Source organism: Corynebacterium sp. SCR221107 (genome assembly GCF_027886475.1).
Taxonomy (GTDB): Bacteria; Actinomycetota; Actinomycetes; order Mycobacteriales; family Mycobacteriaceae; genus Corynebacterium.
The window spans coordinates 31,871-45,543 of sequence record NZ_CP115670.1 but is presented as its reverse complement, the minus strand read 5'-3'; the positions used below and the strand labels follow the sequence as shown (position 1 = coordinate 45,543).

Sequence of the window (13,673 nt, the reverse complement as noted above, 5' to 3'; positions counted from 1 at the left end):
AGACGTTCCATTCCCATCGCACCTAACAATGGTGACAAGGCCGCGGATTTTTCATTCTCATTGTAAAGAATGATATTTCGAATCGGAGGGCGAAGTCACACATTTCTGCCGTATACCCGTAAGCATACGCTTTATTTATATTGTGCGCAATGGTTATTTTTCAGCGCAGGAGGCATGATCATATACGGCGCGTTCGACTCAGAAATACGGGCCTATATCCCAAGCTGGGAGGCCTCAAGAACGCGCACACCACAGCCTTGCACGCAGCGATGAATGACCGAGGTAAGACAACGATTGCCACTGCCTAATTAAGTGGTGTGCAATTAAAACAATTTGCTTGCCACCCCGGAACCTGTCACCGAATAGCCGAGATCAAATCCGTTCGAAGTAAATCCGGATCCCCGGCACCCGGCATGGTTATATAATCCTCACAGGTCCACGAACCCGGCACGTAACCATCGCGCACAATCTTTGCACAGAATTCTTCCCATGCCGGACCAAGCTTGGCGTAGTCGCCCGAAAGCTCAGTCTTTAGCGCGCGGGTTTCAGGGAAGTCCATCAGCATCACGCCCTCCTTCGTGAAGCCGGGGCCTCCTTCCACTACGTCCGCCACAATCTGACGTGCGGATTCGGGAATAACGAAGGCTGCCGCAACGTCAAAGGTGGCACCGGGCGGGGCAAGGTAATAGCCCCGCACCGCAACAGGCTGTACCCGCGCGTGTCCCATCACCCGGTCAAGCACGGCATAGGTGCGCTCGTAAAAGGCAGCGATTTCTGCCACGGGAACCTGCTCCCGGAGGGCCAGCGCGGTGTGAGCAGGTAAAACATAAGGCAAGGAGATCTCCATGCCTGCCATTATCCCCGAATCTGACATGGCAGGGAGCCCTGTTCCCGCCCGCTGACCTGTGAGATACGCGAACGCTGCTGACCTGGGCCACACTTCCTTGGGTCGGCGCAATCGAGCTAGCACACCACCCGATTCTTCCTACCCTTGGATAGGAAAACTGTTCATCCACAGCACTCGTAAAGCTTGTGACAGCCTCGAAAGAACAATCACGTGACATAATAAGCCTTAGCTTGTGACCGGGCTCGTCGTAATTGGTGACTCCTCCGTTTCGCCGCCTCGCACGCCTGCTAGGTACTCCTTGCGCCGCTCGATGATCTCAAGCAGCGAATCCGCGCTGGAGTCAATCTCTTCCTGGCTTAGACCATCGGTGGCCGGGACCTGGGTGCGCAACTCGTTGACCACGTCAGCCAGCGCATCGTTGGTAAAGAGCTGATCATAAAGCTCCCAGTACTGCTCCTCATAGATCGCGTTAAATTTCTCGTTCGAAAGGAAGCGTTCCTTGAAGGTATCTGCACCCGAGCTCATCATGGTGTCCTTGCTGGCCGGTCGGTATTCCTCTGTGGCCTGAGTTTCGGTATTGTCTGCACTTTCCGCACTGGATGTCGCACTATCCGATTCAGTTGGCGTAGATCCGGTTGTCTGCGTGGTATCGGCGCTTCTACCTGGCATTGCTGGCATTCCGGGGGCGTTGCCCTCAGCCGCATTCTTGCCGCCGCGCCCCATGCCCATGGAGTTGGTGGAATCGGGGCTAAGTTCACTATTGCCGTTGAGCGACAAATCCATGTCCCAGGCCAGGACGGTGAACTTACTTGTGGAATTGTCGTACCAAAGGTAGTAATTGCGCCCAGGGCCCGACATGTCATCGGAGTTGATGAGCAGGTTCTGGGTCGCGACGTACTTAGCCAAGGATTCAACATCAACGTAGTTATCGAAATTGTCCTCAAACTCCTGCTCATCGGCGCTATCAAGCCAGGAGAGGAAGTCGATGATCGGCTGTTCGTTCTCGTTGTCCTTGTCTTTCTCCTGCTTAAACTGGTCGGTGTAGGTCGCCGGATCATCGCCCTGATAGGTCAGCGAGCTCTCCGAATCCGCCTTGTTCAAGATGCCGTCGCCCAAGCGCGCGGCGTAGTACTCGTCGGGGTTTTCCAGCACGATTCGGCTCAATGTGGAGCCACCGTTAACGGAATAGGTTACGTGGCTATACCGCTGGGTCGACTGGTCTGTCATTGACAATGCAGACAAAGCGGTCGCCTCGTTCAGAGATGGAATTCCTGAACGAAGGGACAGCTCAGAAATTCCCTGGTAGACCTGGCCGTCCACATACTTATCGAAGCTGATCAACAGCGGGTAGGTGGTCGGATCGTCCTCGTCGATGCTCGCCCCCAAGCGCGCTCCGCCCATGCCACCCGCACGCCCCTCGGGCATTACCTGCGCTGCATCGGCAGTGCCATCCGTGCCCGCGTCGTCGGCTGCAGTATCAGCAGGCGGCTCGGGCATGGTGGAGGGATCGAAGCCCTCCGGCAGGTTGGACGGGTCAAAACCTTCTGGCGGATTGGGCATGTTGCCCATGCCGCCCGGCAGGTCGCCGCCCAGCGCGGTCAGGGAGGAATTTCCCTTCAGGCGCACGCCTACCTGCTCAATCTTGGTGCCGTCGATGGTAATTGTTGCCGGAACCCAAGTCTTTGAATCGTCGTCCTGATAGGCCTACAACATCGTATCGATGTCCTCCTGCGAAATCTCGAGGGAGATGTCGTGGCTGGTGGAGGTATCAAACAGCGAAAGATTGTCCTCGCCCACGTCTATCGTTGCGGCCAGGGCGGCCTCGGCTGCCGTGTTTGTGGTCTGAGTGTCTTGAGCCGTGCAGGCTGCCAATCCCACACTCAGGCTGGCAATAAACCAGTCCTGCCATCACTCGACGCCGCACGGAGGCAGCGTTACCTGCCGAATGCCCATCAACCATAAATACCTATACCCCCTTACCTTGTTCGCGAGTCTCGAAGGACGCAATTTCAACGTGTGCTTCAAGAAAAGCGCGCCGACATTCCAGGAAGGTGGGCGGTTGATGGGAGGATCCTCAATTGTCCCTGTGAGAACAACGAGCACGGTCGACGCACCCGATGCGGACAAGCAAAGAGGAAAAGTTAATGCCTTTGAGCGTGGAGGACACGAGACCGCGCTCAAAGGCATGGGTTCATTATGTCCTAGATCACACATGTCGACTTGTCATTTTGCGCAGACAACTTGTCAATTCGCGCATATCTCTCATTATTCGGAGCGCATCGTCCCACACACCCTCGACCCTGACATGGCTAGGCTAGTGGGCAGAAACCACCATCCGCCCTGCAAGAAACACCACCCCCACGAGAAGAGGAACTCCTGCCCATGAGCGCACCACAGTTTAACTACATCACCTACATCTACGGCGGGCAGGTCAGCGCGCAGCGTGTTTATGACGCGCTTACCCAGCGCGAGCACATGGATATCTACCTGCAAGGATCCGGGCCGAAGTCAAGCTGGGTACCGGGCGAGAAGGTGCTGTGGAAATCCATGCCTGAGGACGGCTTCGACGATTTGGGTCAGGTGGTGTTGCAGGCCATTCCCGGCAAGCTGCTGCAGTACACCTGGCACCCGATCCAGGAGATGCACCGCGGGTTATTCGATTCCGACGAGGCCTTCGAGGAGGCGTTGTCAGAACGCAGCAAGGTCACATTCCACATCAGCCCGCTTGCCGACGGCCTTGTGGGGGCGCGCCTTCAACTCGTCCACGACGGCTTCGACTCCGAAGACTCCGTCATGCTCCACGGTGTGACCGAAGGCTGGTCCATGATCCTTAGCTCGCTCAAGACCTACCTCGAACTGCCGGTGGATCAGGCCTCCTAAGCGCAAGTCAACCCGCCAACCTCCCAAGCACCTGCGTGCCGGGGTTGGCGGGTTGACACTTTAAGCGTCGGGCGGCTTTTAGCTCTGCTTGCCCGCCACGTAATTGACGGCGTTGGCAAAGATGTCTTGAACCTCGATGCCCGGGATGTTGCGCATGAGGCCGTCGCGGAAACGCTCCGGGTGACCCATCTTGCCTAGGATGCGACCATCGGCGGAGATGATGCCCTCGATGCCATAGGAAGAACCGTTGGGGTTCGCGGGTGCCTCCATCGTCGGGACGCCTTCGGCATCGACGTACTGGAAGGCCACCTGGCCGTTGGCAAACAGCTCCTGTGCCTCCTGCTCGCTGACCACGAAGCGGCCCTCACCGTGCGAGACCGGCACGAACTGGCGCTGGCCTGGGGTGAAGGTGGACAGCCACGGCGAGGCCGCCGGGGTGGTGGCCACGCGGGTCTCCGCGATGCGGGAGATGTGGCGCAGCTGGCGGTTATGCGCCAGCGTCGGGGACTGATCCGTCTGCTTGGCCGGGTCACCATACGGCAGGAAACCGGACTTCACCAACGCCTGGAAGCCATTGCAGATGCCCAGCACGAGGCCGTCGCGGGCGGTAAAAGCCTTCACCGCCTCGGCAACCTCGGCCGAACGCAGGAACGCGGCGATGAACTTCGCGGAGCCGTCTGGCTCATCACCCAGCGAGAAGCCGCCGGAGAAGGCCAGGATGCTGGTCTTACCGTCGGCAAGCTTCTCAATGAACGCGCGTGTATCGGCCTCAAGGAGCTCGGCATTGAGGTTGCGGATGACATGGAACTCAGCGGTGGCACCGGCGGCCTGGAAGGCCTCGGCCATGTCGTACTCGGAGTTGGTGCCCGGGAACACCGGCAGCAAGACATGCACCGGTGCGCCGGCTTCGGCGGCCTTATTCGTGGTGGCCACGGCCGAAGCCGCCACGGGCAGGCTGGTGGCGAACCCCGGCAGCTCGTCGTGGGCGTCAGCGTAGGCGGCGGAGTCATTGAGCGGGTAGACCTCACGGTAACCGGACTCGGATGCCTCCAGCGCCTGAGCAATGGTGAAGGACTCCGCGCCAAACTCCAGCGTGCCAGAGGTGTTGGTGCGGCCCAGCAGCGTGCCTTCTACGGCCGTGCCCGGCGCGACCGCGACGATGATGGAGCCCAGGGCGACGTCGGCAAGCGGGGCGGAAGCGAAGGCACCGGCGGCGGTGAAGCCAACTTCGTTACCCAGCGCCATGTTGACGATCGCCGGTGCCAGGCCAGCCTCGGTCACGGCGGATGCCGCAGCGATCTTGTCTTCGGCTACCAGCGCACGCACGGCCGCGAAATTGCTGTTGAGCTGCGCGTAATCCGGGTCGCCCGCGGCAAGCGGGGTGTGGCCGACGAGGTAGAGCTCATACTCGCCCGCGGGGATGGCGGCAGAGACGGCCTGGGAAGCGTCCATCGCGGCCACGGCGAAGGTGACCAGCGTCGGCGGGACGTGCAGGTCCTCGCCGTAGGTACCCGACATGGAGTCCTTGCCACCGATGGCGGCAACCTGAAGGCCGTCCTGGGCCTCCAGCAGGCCAAGCAGCGCCTGGGTGACCTCGCCCCAACGCTTCGGATCCTTATCCAGGCGCTGGAAGTACTCCTGCACCGACAGCCACGCACCGGTGGGCTGGGCACCTGCGGCCACGAGCTTTGCCATGGCCTCGACCACGGAATAAGCACCCATGAGGAACGGGGACTTATCGGCCAGCGCCGGGGAGTAGCCCCAGGTCATCACCGATGCCGTGGAGGTGCCACCAGGAACCGGCAGGGTCTGGATGGAGGCCTGTTCGTCGGTCTTTTGGGTGCGACCACCATAAGGCATGAGCACGGTGGAGCGTCCGACGGTGGAGTCGAACTGCTCGATCATGCCCTCCTGGGAACCCGAGGATGCGGATGCCAACGCTTCGAGGACGGTGGCGGGCTTGTGTGTAGCGGCGACAGCCTCGGCGGCGACCAGCTCCACCTCCTGGGCGCGGTGTGCGCCGTTGGTGTCGATGAAGGCGCGCGAGAGGTCGAGGACCACCTCGTCGTGGAAGAACATGCGCAGACGCCCGGTGTCGGTGATCTCCGCCAGCTGCACGGCCTCGATGTTTTCGGTCTCGGCGGCGGCAATGAAGGCTGCGGCGTCCTCGGCGCGCACGACCGCTGCCATGCGCTCCTGGGACTCGGAGATCGCGATCTCGCGGGCGTTGAGGCCGGCGTATTTCAGCGGCACGCGCTCTAAGTGAATGTCGATGGAATCGGCCAGCTCGCCGACGGCCACGGACACACCACCTGCGCCGAAGTCGTTGCAGCGAACGATCATCTGGGCGACCTCGGGGCGGCGGAACAGGCGCTGAATCTTACGCTCGTTGACCGGGTTGCCCTTTTGCACCTCGGCACCGGAGCGCGCCAGCGACTCCTCGTCGTGAGCCTTGGAGGAGCCGGTAGCTCCGCCGACGCCGTCGCGGCCGGTGCGCCCGCCTAGGTAGATCACCACGTCGCCGGGCTGCGGCTCCAGGCGCTTGACGTTGTCGACCGGGGCTGCGGCAACGACCGCGCCCAGCTCCATGCGCTTGGCAACGTAGCCGGGGTGTACTAGCTCGCGAACGCCCGTGGTAGCCAGGCCGATCTGATTGCCGTAGGAGGAATAACCCAACGCCGCGCGGGTCGAAATATCCGCCTGCGGCAGCTTGCCCGGGATGGTCTCGTTGCGCGGGGTGTTGATGTCCCCCGCGCCGGAGATGCGCATGGCCTGATAGACCCAGGAGCGACCCGACAGCGGGTCGCGGATTGCGCCGCCCAGGCAGGTGGAGGCGCCACCGAAGGGCTCGATTTCGGTCGGGTGGTTATGCGTCTCGTTCTTAAACATCAGCAGCCACGGCTGCTTGTCCCCCTCGGCAGTATCCACGTCCACGTAGACGGAGCAGGCGTTGATCTCTTCGGAGACCTCTTGGTCATCCATGACACCGGTGCGGCGCAGCTCGCGACCCATGATGGTGCCCATGTCCATGAGCGTGCGCGGCTTGGCCGTGCGTCCGTTGATCTCGCGCAATTCCTCGTAGCGGGCAAGCGCGCGATCCAGCAGCGGGCCGAAGGTCGGGTCGTTGTTGTCGATGCTGGTCAGCTCGGTATTGAAGGTGGTGTGGCGGCAGTGATCGGACCAGTAGGTATCCAGCGCGGACAGCTCCACCTCGGTCGGGGTGCGCCCCTCGGCGCGGAAGTACTCCTGGGTGACCTTGAGGTCTGCCAGGTTCATGGCCATGCCCACCTCGCGGATCATGGCGGACAGGCCTTCGTCGTCAAGCTCAAGGAAGTCCGGGTAGGTTGCCAGCGGCTCGATATCGCCCATCTCCGGGCGGCGCAGCACCGAGAGGTCCTTCTTTCCCGCCTCGACGGGGTTGATGAGGTAGTCCTGGATCTGGGCATAGGCCTCGGCGCTGGGTGCGGGGCTGAAGATGTAGATCTCACCGGAGTAGATGGCAGCCTCTGTTGTTGGCTGCAGCAGGCGCAGTGCCTGCTCGGCGGCGTCGGCACGCTGGTCATACTGGCCAGGCAGCGGCTCCACGGCGAGGCTGCTTGGCGCGGTGGCAAGAAGCGCCTCGAGTTCTTCGACGCCGAGGACATCATCGACGCGCTCGTCGGCGACGACAGAGGCCAACAGCGCATCAATGTCGGCCGGGGCTGCGCCGAAAACATCGTAGACGTTGATAACCGTGACGCTGTCGAGCGCGACTGCGTCAAGGTTGTTCAAGGTGGTACGCAACGCTTCTTCTTCGTTGCGGAATTGCGGTTTGCGGCGAACTGCTAGACGGGCGTCTACTTTTGGCACCTTAGGTCAGGCCTTCCTCGTACAGCGACTTTTTCCACCCACTACACTAGCCGTACCCACCGCGTTTGTTGAACCGTCCCACCCCATAACTTTCAGGCTTGTGCTTACCGACGCCTGACGGTTGCCGCGCTGGTCTCACAGCCTTCCGCTGTGGGATAGGAATTGAGAAAAAGCACCTAGGCAATGACTACTGTGTCCGCCTAGGTGCTTGACCTGTGGAGCATAGGAGAATCGAACTCCTGACCTTCTGCTTGCAAAGCAGATGCTCTACCAATTGAGCTAATGCCCCGGTGGGCGTTGATGGTACACGAGCCTGCATGTGCCGTGCAAAACTGTTGCGCCTGGAACCACCAACGTCTCCCTTGTTTTAGACATCGCCCCGCCCCGGAATTCGTGGCACAATTCCTGGGGCGAGGGCTCTCGCACAGCGTTGTGGGCTTAAGTCTGTTAGCACACGCGCAAACAGGTAACCGTGTCCTGACGTTGCGCTGCCTGCGCCAACGTCAACCGATCAGTGAATACCGGCTTCGTGATCACAATCTGCGGCTCAAACCCATACTCCTCACCGAGGATGAAGGGATCATCAGTGACAGTGGGGTTCTGCTTCTTCCCGGTCTTCTTCGCCAGCTCCTGCGCCCGAGTGAGGAACTCTTCGAACTGATCAGTTTCCTTCTCGACTTTCTTAGCCATGGCAGGTCCTTTCAAAACTATGAGGCAGGTCGATTGCGAATAAGGGATGGGGCCGGAAGCGACCTGCCAAGAACTCCCCCGGCCCGGCGCGACGGTGCGCGTCTAGTTGATGGTGATTGCGGTGTCGCCGCCGGTCAGGTTGTTTCCGTTGGCGGAAACGTTGGTGGCGCCCGTGATGGTGAATGGGCCGCCGGCGGAGCCCTGGGCGGTGGCGGTGGACTGTGCTGCTGCCAGTGCGCTGGTGACTGCTGCGCCGTCGGCGTCGAATGGGATGCCGGCGGTGGTCTTGCCGTCGATGATCAGGGTCCAGGTGCCGCCGGTGGTGCCTGCTGGGAGGGTCACGGTCTTGGTGGTGCCGGTGGAGCTAGCTGGCTGGGCGATACCCATTGCGGTAGCCATTTCCTTTGGTGAATCCGGCGCCCGCGATGCCGAATCCAAAGAGTGAGCCGTAGGATTCGTCGTCCTTGGCGTTGAAGCTCATCGGCCAGGTCAGGACGTCGGAGTCGGACAGGGACTGCTTGCCCTTCTTTTCCATGGAGGTCTTCGGGAAGTACCAGAATGGGTATATTTCCTTGCCTGGGTCACCGTCGTAGCCGATCGCGAGGGTGGAGAACTCGGGGATCTTTGCGGCGCGGCGCTTCTTTGCGAAGAACTGTCCGTTCTCGTAGACCATCGCCTCGAGGTCGAGATCGTAGTAGATTCCCATGGTGCGCAGGCGAGCTTCTTGGGCGGTGAAGTCGATGCCGAATGACTCGTCTGTGATGAAGTCTCGGCGTCGGCCGCGGGAGCCGTAGCCTTCTGGTTCTTCGACCTTCATGTCCGGTGCCATGTCGACGCCGGCCTTCTTCTCGATCCCGCCGACGGTGAACCAGCCTTCTGGGAGCTGCTTGAGCTTGTTTTCAGCGTCGATGATGTCGGAGAGTTCGAGGTGATTGCCGTCGTATGGCTTCATCAAGATCGCGATGTTCAGTGCTGCCAGCAGCAGTGAATCGTTCTTGTCCTTGAGCGTGTAAAAGTCGACAGTTTGATTTTCAGGCATGACAATGAGTCCTTTTCTCCCCGGCGCGCGGGGTGCAGAAAGACCCCGGGGTATTCACGGGGTCTGAGAGGTGATTGGTCTGCCCTAGCGTGGGCGTCGGATGTGGATGCGGAAATCCGCTTGGACGCGGCGGTGTTCCGGATCGATCCATTTCGGCATCACGGGTGATTTGATCTCCTCGATGTGTACGAGGCGAACAGGCATGATGTCTGTGCGCCCCTCCAGCGAGGGAAGCCAGGCGGCGAGGTAATTGAGCAGTTGCCATGCTTCTTTTCTGGTGCGGAAGATTACCGCGAGTTCGATGAAGCTGGCATCAACTTGGTGCTCGGTTGTCCCTGCGCCGGTGGTCTTTCTTACCGTAATGATTGGCGTGCTCGTGCATGATTGGCGTGCTCGTGATTGTTTGCTCGTAGTCGGTCGGGAGTTGAGTGACTACCAGCGGTGTGGGTTCGATTTCCGCGGCCTTACTTTCGAGCAGATCGCAGAGGATATCTTCGATGTCTGGTCGCGGGGTGATATCGGTGGGGAGCTTCACTGCATTCTCCTAAATGGAAAGGGCTTCGATGACCTGCGCTAGCAGGTGGTGTCCTGGGACTTCCTTGCCGTTTTTTGCCTTGAATCCGAATTCGAAAGCTGCCGCATAAGGGGCGGTGACACGAAGAGTTGCGGTATAACGCGGGTTTGATCTCCCTGGGTAGGGTTTGGTGATTTCCACGTCTACCGCCGTCGACTCTGCTAGTTGCCCAGATTCCACTGGGACTGCTGCAAGAAACAGCGCCTCGGCAAGGTAGCCAGCGGAAGCGGGCTGTGAAACACGCTGACCACGCTTCCTTGCACCTGAAAGCAACCGCGCCATTCCCACCCGAGCTCTCCATCCTCTTCGGAGAGTGGCTCTACAATGTACGAGCTTTCCTCGACGGCCTGTTGTACGAGCTGGTGGCTCACGACACCGGGAAGAACCCGCCGCCAAATGCTGAAAGGCTGCAATTCCCGATCTTCAAAGACAGAACTGCTTTCGACGCCAAGTTCCATCCAAAAGGCCTGTCAGAGCGGACGCGCACGATGATCGAACGCATGCAGCCCTACCACGCGACTGGTGGTCACACCGGCAGCGGCTTGTGGTGGATCCACGAACTCGCTCGAATCGATCGACACCGACACGGCCATGCTCTCGTCTGGAGAATCATCAACATTCAACTCCAGGTGGACTCTGCCTTCGTCGACACCACGAGAACTCGTGTATGCGATCAGTTCCATGCTCTCGTCAGGGACAACGAGGAGCTGGAAATCGCGACTATCTACCCCGTGCCCGGAGCCAAACCTGATTCCAACGATGGCGTAGATATCCGGTGGACAGTCCAATTCGATGTGCCCGAGTGGTTTCAAGACAGCGTCAGAAGCTACGGATCGTGGAGCCTCGATGACAGGATGCGTGACATTGAACTGTTGCTCGTGAAATCCCTCGATATTTTCAAGCGCGACGTTTTCGACATCACCTAGCCCTGGCATTGAGTCGTGACATCGACGATAAAAGTCACGGCGAGGCTTTCCCCGCAAACTGTTCAGATCTCCATACTTGACAGGCATTAAATGACCCCAAAATCGATGCCTCGATTTACGAGCAGTAAGGCCACTTGCGCCGTGTCCAGTTTCCCTGGTGGTTCCTGCGGCGCTGCGACCTGTTCCTGCGCTTCCTGTAGACGTCGCAGCGCAGACACCGCAACATCGATAGCGCGCTCTAGTCGCTTGCGAGCCACCTTGTATGTAATGCGTGCTTTGCCCAATGCCCCATCGTCGCTCTTACCGGTTGCAAGCAGATCAACGTAGCTGTCCAGAGTTTCGATATAGCGCTTGACTGCGAGCGTCAGCTCGGCATCCGCGACTCGGTGAGCACCCTCGGCTAGTCACAGTTTGGCTTCGGCCAATTTGTCCATGGTTGTCTCTTTCCTGTTTGCTTTTCGACGCCCTGGGCCGTGGCGCCCGAAGATGCGAGCAGTTCACTGATATAGGCTTCTCGCTTTGCGATGAGCGCCTGGCGCTGAGCGACAAGCTGATCGATCCACGTGAGGTCGCGATCCTCCTCTGCGAGCAGGCGGCATACCTCGTCGGCCAAGCCGTCGATCTCTAGAGCCAGCCGGTTGAGATCAATGTCGGCCGTCATTTCGTTCGCCATGATGATTTACCTTCCTGCTTGCTTTTCGACGCCCTACGCCGCTGCGGGCTGGAATCGCTTCTTCAGTTCGTGTGCTTATATTTGAGATATGGGAAACCCAGCACAGACCCTTCATTCGATGCTCACCGCTTGGAATAGCGACCGACTGGCTCGCGATTCCCGAGGGTTGAACACCTCCGATGCTGACCAGCTCGCCGCTTCGACAGCTAATCTCCGAATCGCTGCGATGCATTTGTCGGCGATCGATGACTTCATTCGGGGAATGGCGGAATCTGGGTCTAATACGACAATGTGGGAGCAAGCACTCGACCGTTGGACTCGAGGAGTCTTCCTCTACCCGTATGGTTGGGAAAAGCCCCAGCCCCATTCGGTTAAGAATGAAGATCTCGAGTTGCTGTACGCCCTGGGAGAATTGATGCAGCTTCGAGTTCCGGTGCTTAAGCCAGAAGGCTCGAAGATCATCCGTGAGTTCCTCGACAAGATCGAGGAAACTGCATCGGAAGAGGCTATGGATGTTGCATTGCAACGCCATCTGAAAAACCTCCTTCTCCATATCCGTTGGTGCCTGGACAATTACGCGACCGTTGGAGATTTTGAACTTGAGAAGGCCCTCCAGCAGCTTGCCGCAACCCTGACGCTCGCCAAGTTCGAAACCGAGAAGACTGGCAAAGAATCACGGTTCACCACCTTCATCAACAACTGGATCAACCCGTTCACCGTCGGTGCCCTTGCCGGCATGACCGGCAACCTGTCCAGCACCGCTTTCCTGGCGCTTACGAGCTGAGGGAACCGAAAACTCGATGCACTCGCTCAGCGCTTGATCGATAACAAGCCCGGGAATCCTTCCGCCCAAGATTTCCTCCTTGATCCGCTTGACCACCTGAAAGGCAGCCAACGACTCAGCGAGGTCGAAATCTCTGGAGACAATCGGAGCTTTTTCGGTAGCTTGCTCGACGAAGCTCATGACCTGTTCCTCCTTCCTGTTTGCTTGTCGACACCCTAGGCGGCGGTGCCTGGCGCTCTATCGGAACGTTTCAAGAGCTGGACAATTCCAATTCCCAGAAACTCGGAGATTGCTCCAAGCTCGTCGATCGTGAATGGTCGCTGCCCTTTGACGCTGCGCCGCATGGTCGAAACCGGCATTCCGACGTAATCTGCGACCTGATTAATGGTTTTTTCTTGCCTGGCGAGTTCGGCTCGAACCTCAATCGCCACTGCCTCCGATCTGAACCTTAGTTCATTTGGCATATTCTCAAGATAGTTCAATTGCACTTTTTAGCCACTTCGGAATAATTGCCAGCATGAGCACTAAAAAACGAGTGTCTGTTGATGCCCTCGGAAAGGCTGTTGCACGCCAGCTAAACGCCCGTAAGGCACATCAAAGGTTGACCCAAGCTCAAATCGAAAGCATCACCGGCATTTCACAGAGTCAGCTTTCAAAGCAGCTTCGAGGATTCCGTGCGATCACCATTGATGAATTCGAGTCAATTTGCACTGCCCTAGATATCTCGATGTTCGAAATTCTGGAAGCTGCAGAACGCGAAATTCAGAGAGATAGCAAAACTACGATGGCCGTCGAAAAGCCTGCAAATGAGCTCGATGCCCGGCGCGCTGCGAAGCGTGTTGTGGTTGCTGATGTTCCAGCGGAGGAAGCTGAAGAGCTGTCGGATGATGAGATCGTCGCGAAGATCAATTCCGGCGAGTTCAAGGTAGCTGCTCAGAAACGGACGGCACCGATTGAGGAAAGCTTTAGCTAGGGGCAGCTGTGTCTGCTGTGGAAGATCGCTTGGAGGCGATGTGTGAGCGGATGGGCGTGAAGCTCATTGAGCGCCCGGATCTTCGAGTGGATTTGAATGCGTGCTGGCATGCTGATTCGCGCTCGATTGTGGTGCGGTGGGGTCTCGATCCGGTGACTCGTCGGTGCGCGATCGCTCATGAGCTCGGGCATGCAGATGCCGGCCATGATTGCTCGTCGCCGAGGGCAGAGCGTGAGGCGGATGAGTTCGCTGCGAAGCTGCTTATTGACTACGACGAGGTCGAGCGGATTGCTCATGAATCTGGGTGGGCGCCGTCGGAGATCTGTGCGGAGCTCGGCGTCACGCCCGATCTCTTCGAGGTATGGAGCAGGCTTTATGAAGCCGGGAAAATCGATATGTATTCCTGGTGTCGGATTTACTAACCAAAGGAACGAGAAA

At 59.0% G+C, this 13,673-nt stretch carries 16 protein-coding genes and 1 tRNA gene; 6 read left to right on the top strand and 11 right to left on the bottom strand.

Going from position 1 to position 13,673, the window contains the following annotated elements; all coding sequences use genetic code 11:
• Positions 1 to 355: 355 nt before the first annotated feature.
• The 3 genes from PAB09_RS00240 to PAB09_RS00230 all read right to left on the bottom strand — a co-directional run bounded on the left by PAB09_RS00240 (position 356) and on the right by PAB09_RS00230 (position 2,725).
• On the bottom strand, positions 356 to 847 hold the full coding sequence (locus tag PAB09_RS00240) for a hypothetical protein (RefSeq protein WP_271034129.1): 492 nt from the start codon (positions 845 to 847) through the stop codon (positions 356 to 358).
• A 225-nt stretch (positions 848 to 1,072) separates the two neighbouring features.
• Positions 1,073 to 2,473: a CotH kinase family protein gene (locus PAB09_RS00235; RefSeq protein ID WP_271034128.1), complete on the bottom strand. Its 1,401-nt coding sequence runs from the start codon at positions 2,471 to 2,473 to the stop codon at positions 1,073 to 1,075.
• A 78-nt stretch (positions 2,474 to 2,551) separates the two neighbouring features.
• Positions 2,552 to 2,725, bottom strand: coding sequence for a hypothetical protein (locus PAB09_RS00230; protein WP_271034127.1), 174 nt, complete (start codon positions 2,723 to 2,725; stop codon positions 2,552 to 2,554).
• Positions 2,726 to 3,229: 504 nt separating this feature from the next.
• On the opposite strand from PAB09_RS00230, the gene PAB09_RS00225 reads away from it, so the two are divergent.
• Positions 3,230 to 3,727 (top strand): SRPBCC domain-containing protein, encoded by a 498-nt coding sequence (locus PAB09_RS00225; RefSeq protein WP_271034126.1) that lies wholly within the window; start codon positions 3,230 to 3,232, stop codon positions 3,725 to 3,727.
• Positions 3,728 to 3,805: 78 nt separating this feature from the next.
• Here PAB09_RS00225 and PAB09_RS00220 read toward each other — a convergent pair whose 3' ends face one another.
• From PAB09_RS00220 to PAB09_RS13260, 6 genes are all read right to left on the bottom strand, one after another.
• Positions 3,806 to 7,576, bottom strand: a complete 3,771-nt coding sequence (locus PAB09_RS00220) for a phosphoribosylformylglycinamidine synthase (RefSeq protein WP_271034125.1) — start codon at positions 7,574 to 7,576, stop codon at positions 3,806 to 3,808.
• Positions 7,577 to 7,792: 216 nt separating this feature from the next.
• Positions 7,793 to 7,865, bottom strand: a tRNA-Ala gene (locus PAB09_RS00215).
• 158 nt (positions 7,866 to 8,023) lie between these two features.
• Positions 8,024 to 8,266, bottom strand: coding sequence for a hypothetical protein (locus tag PAB09_RS00210; RefSeq protein ID WP_271034124.1), 243 nt, complete (start codon positions 8,264 to 8,266; stop codon positions 8,024 to 8,026).
• Positions 8,267 to 8,368: 102 nt separating this feature from the next.
• Positions 8,369 to 8,665 (bottom strand): hypothetical protein, encoded by a 297-nt coding sequence (locus PAB09_RS00205; protein ID WP_271034123.1) that lies wholly within the window; start codon positions 8,663 to 8,665, stop codon positions 8,369 to 8,371.
• Positions 8,631 to 9,305, bottom strand: coding sequence for a hypothetical protein (locus PAB09_RS00200; RefSeq protein WP_271034122.1), 675 nt, complete (start codon positions 9,303 to 9,305; stop codon positions 8,631 to 8,633). Before PAB09_RS00200 ends, PAB09_RS00205 begins: the two co-directional genes overlap by 35 nt.
• Before the next feature lie 84 nt (positions 9,306 to 9,389).
• Positions 9,390 to 9,668 (bottom strand): phage tail termination protein, encoded by a 279-nt coding sequence (locus tag PAB09_RS13260; protein ID WP_442873766.1) that lies wholly within the window; start codon positions 9,666 to 9,668, stop codon positions 9,390 to 9,392.
• On the opposite strand from PAB09_RS13260, the gene PAB09_RS00195 reads away from it, so the two are divergent.
• Positions 9,607 to 9,882 (top strand): hypothetical protein, encoded by a 276-nt coding sequence (locus tag PAB09_RS00195; protein WP_271034121.1) that lies wholly within the window; start codon positions 9,607 to 9,609, stop codon positions 9,880 to 9,882. The genes PAB09_RS13260 and PAB09_RS00195 overlap by 62 nt on opposite strands.
• Before the next feature lie 230 nt (positions 9,883 to 10,112).
• Positions 10,113 to 10,805 (top strand): hypothetical protein, encoded by a 693-nt coding sequence (locus PAB09_RS00190; RefSeq protein ID WP_271034120.1) that lies wholly within the window; start codon positions 10,113 to 10,115, stop codon positions 10,803 to 10,805.
• A gap of 400 nt (positions 10,806 to 11,205) precedes the next feature.
• Here the strand turns inward: PAB09_RS00190 and PAB09_RS00185 are convergent, their stop codons facing one another.
• Positions 11,206 to 11,478, bottom strand: coding sequence for a hypothetical protein (locus PAB09_RS00185; protein ID WP_271034119.1), 273 nt, complete (start codon positions 11,476 to 11,478; stop codon positions 11,206 to 11,208).
• Between the two features lie 88 nt (positions 11,479 to 11,566).
• On the opposite strand from PAB09_RS00185, the gene PAB09_RS00180 reads away from it, so the two are divergent.
• The gene (locus PAB09_RS00180) at positions 11,567 to 12,262 is read left to right on the top strand and encodes a hypothetical protein (RefSeq protein ID WP_271034118.1); all 696 of its coding nucleotides are present in this window, start codon (positions 11,567 to 11,569) and stop codon (positions 12,260 to 12,262) included.
• A 215-nt stretch (positions 12,263 to 12,477) separates the two neighbouring features.
• Here the strand turns inward: PAB09_RS00180 and PAB09_RS00175 are convergent, their stop codons facing one another.
• A complete protein-coding gene (locus PAB09_RS00175) occupies positions 12,478 to 12,744 on the bottom strand; it encodes a helix-turn-helix domain-containing protein (RefSeq protein ID WP_271034117.1) in 267 nt (88 codons plus the stop codon).
• Between the two features lie 35 nt (positions 12,745 to 12,779).
• On the opposite strand from PAB09_RS00175, the gene PAB09_RS00170 reads away from it, so the two are divergent.
• Together PAB09_RS00170 and PAB09_RS00165 are read left to right on the top strand one after the other, a co-directional pair.
• Positions 12,780 to 13,235 (top strand): helix-turn-helix domain-containing protein, encoded by a 456-nt coding sequence (locus tag PAB09_RS00170; protein ID WP_271034116.1) that lies wholly within the window; start codon positions 12,780 to 12,782, stop codon positions 13,233 to 13,235.
• Between the two features lie 8 nt (positions 13,236 to 13,243).
• Positions 13,244 to 13,657 (top strand): ImmA/IrrE family metallo-endopeptidase, encoded by a 414-nt coding sequence (locus PAB09_RS00165; protein ID WP_271034115.1) that lies wholly within the window; start codon positions 13,244 to 13,246, stop codon positions 13,655 to 13,657.
• Positions 13,658 to 13,673: the final 16 nt, after the last annotated feature.

Coding starts and splice junctions, on each gene's coding strand:
- PAB09_RS00240 (WP_271034129.1), bottom strand. CDS start 847: ATGGAGATCTCCTTGCCTTATGTTTTACCTGCTCACACCGCGCTGGCC.
- PAB09_RS00225 (WP_271034126.1), top strand. CDS start 3,230: ATGAGCGCACCACAGTTTAACTACATCACCTACATCTACGGCGGGCAG.
- PAB09_RS00210 (WP_271034124.1), bottom strand. CDS start 8,266: ATGGCTAAGAAAGTCGAGAAGGAAACTGATCAGTTCGAAGAGTTCCTC.
- PAB09_RS00205 (WP_271034123.1), bottom strand. CDS start 8,665: ATGGCTACCGCAATGGGTATCGCCCAGCCAGCTAGCTCCACCGGCACC.
- PAB09_RS00200 (WP_271034122.1), bottom strand. CDS start 9,305: ATGCCTGAAAATCAAACTGTCGACTTTTACACGCTCAAGGACAAGAAC.
- PAB09_RS00195 (WP_271034121.1), top strand. CDS start 9,607: ATGAAGCTGGCATCAACTTGGTGCTCGGTTGTCCCTGCGCCGGTGGTC.
- PAB09_RS00185 (WP_271034119.1), bottom strand. CDS start 11,478: ATGGCGAACGAAATGACGGCCGACATTGATCTCAACCGGCTGGCTCTA.
- PAB09_RS00180 (WP_271034118.1), top strand. CDS start 11,567: ATGGGAAACCCAGCACAGACCCTTCATTCGATGCTCACCGCTTGGAAT.
- PAB09_RS00170 (WP_271034116.1), top strand. CDS start 12,780: ATGAGCACTAAAAAACGAGTGTCTGTTGATGCCCTCGGAAAGGCTGTT.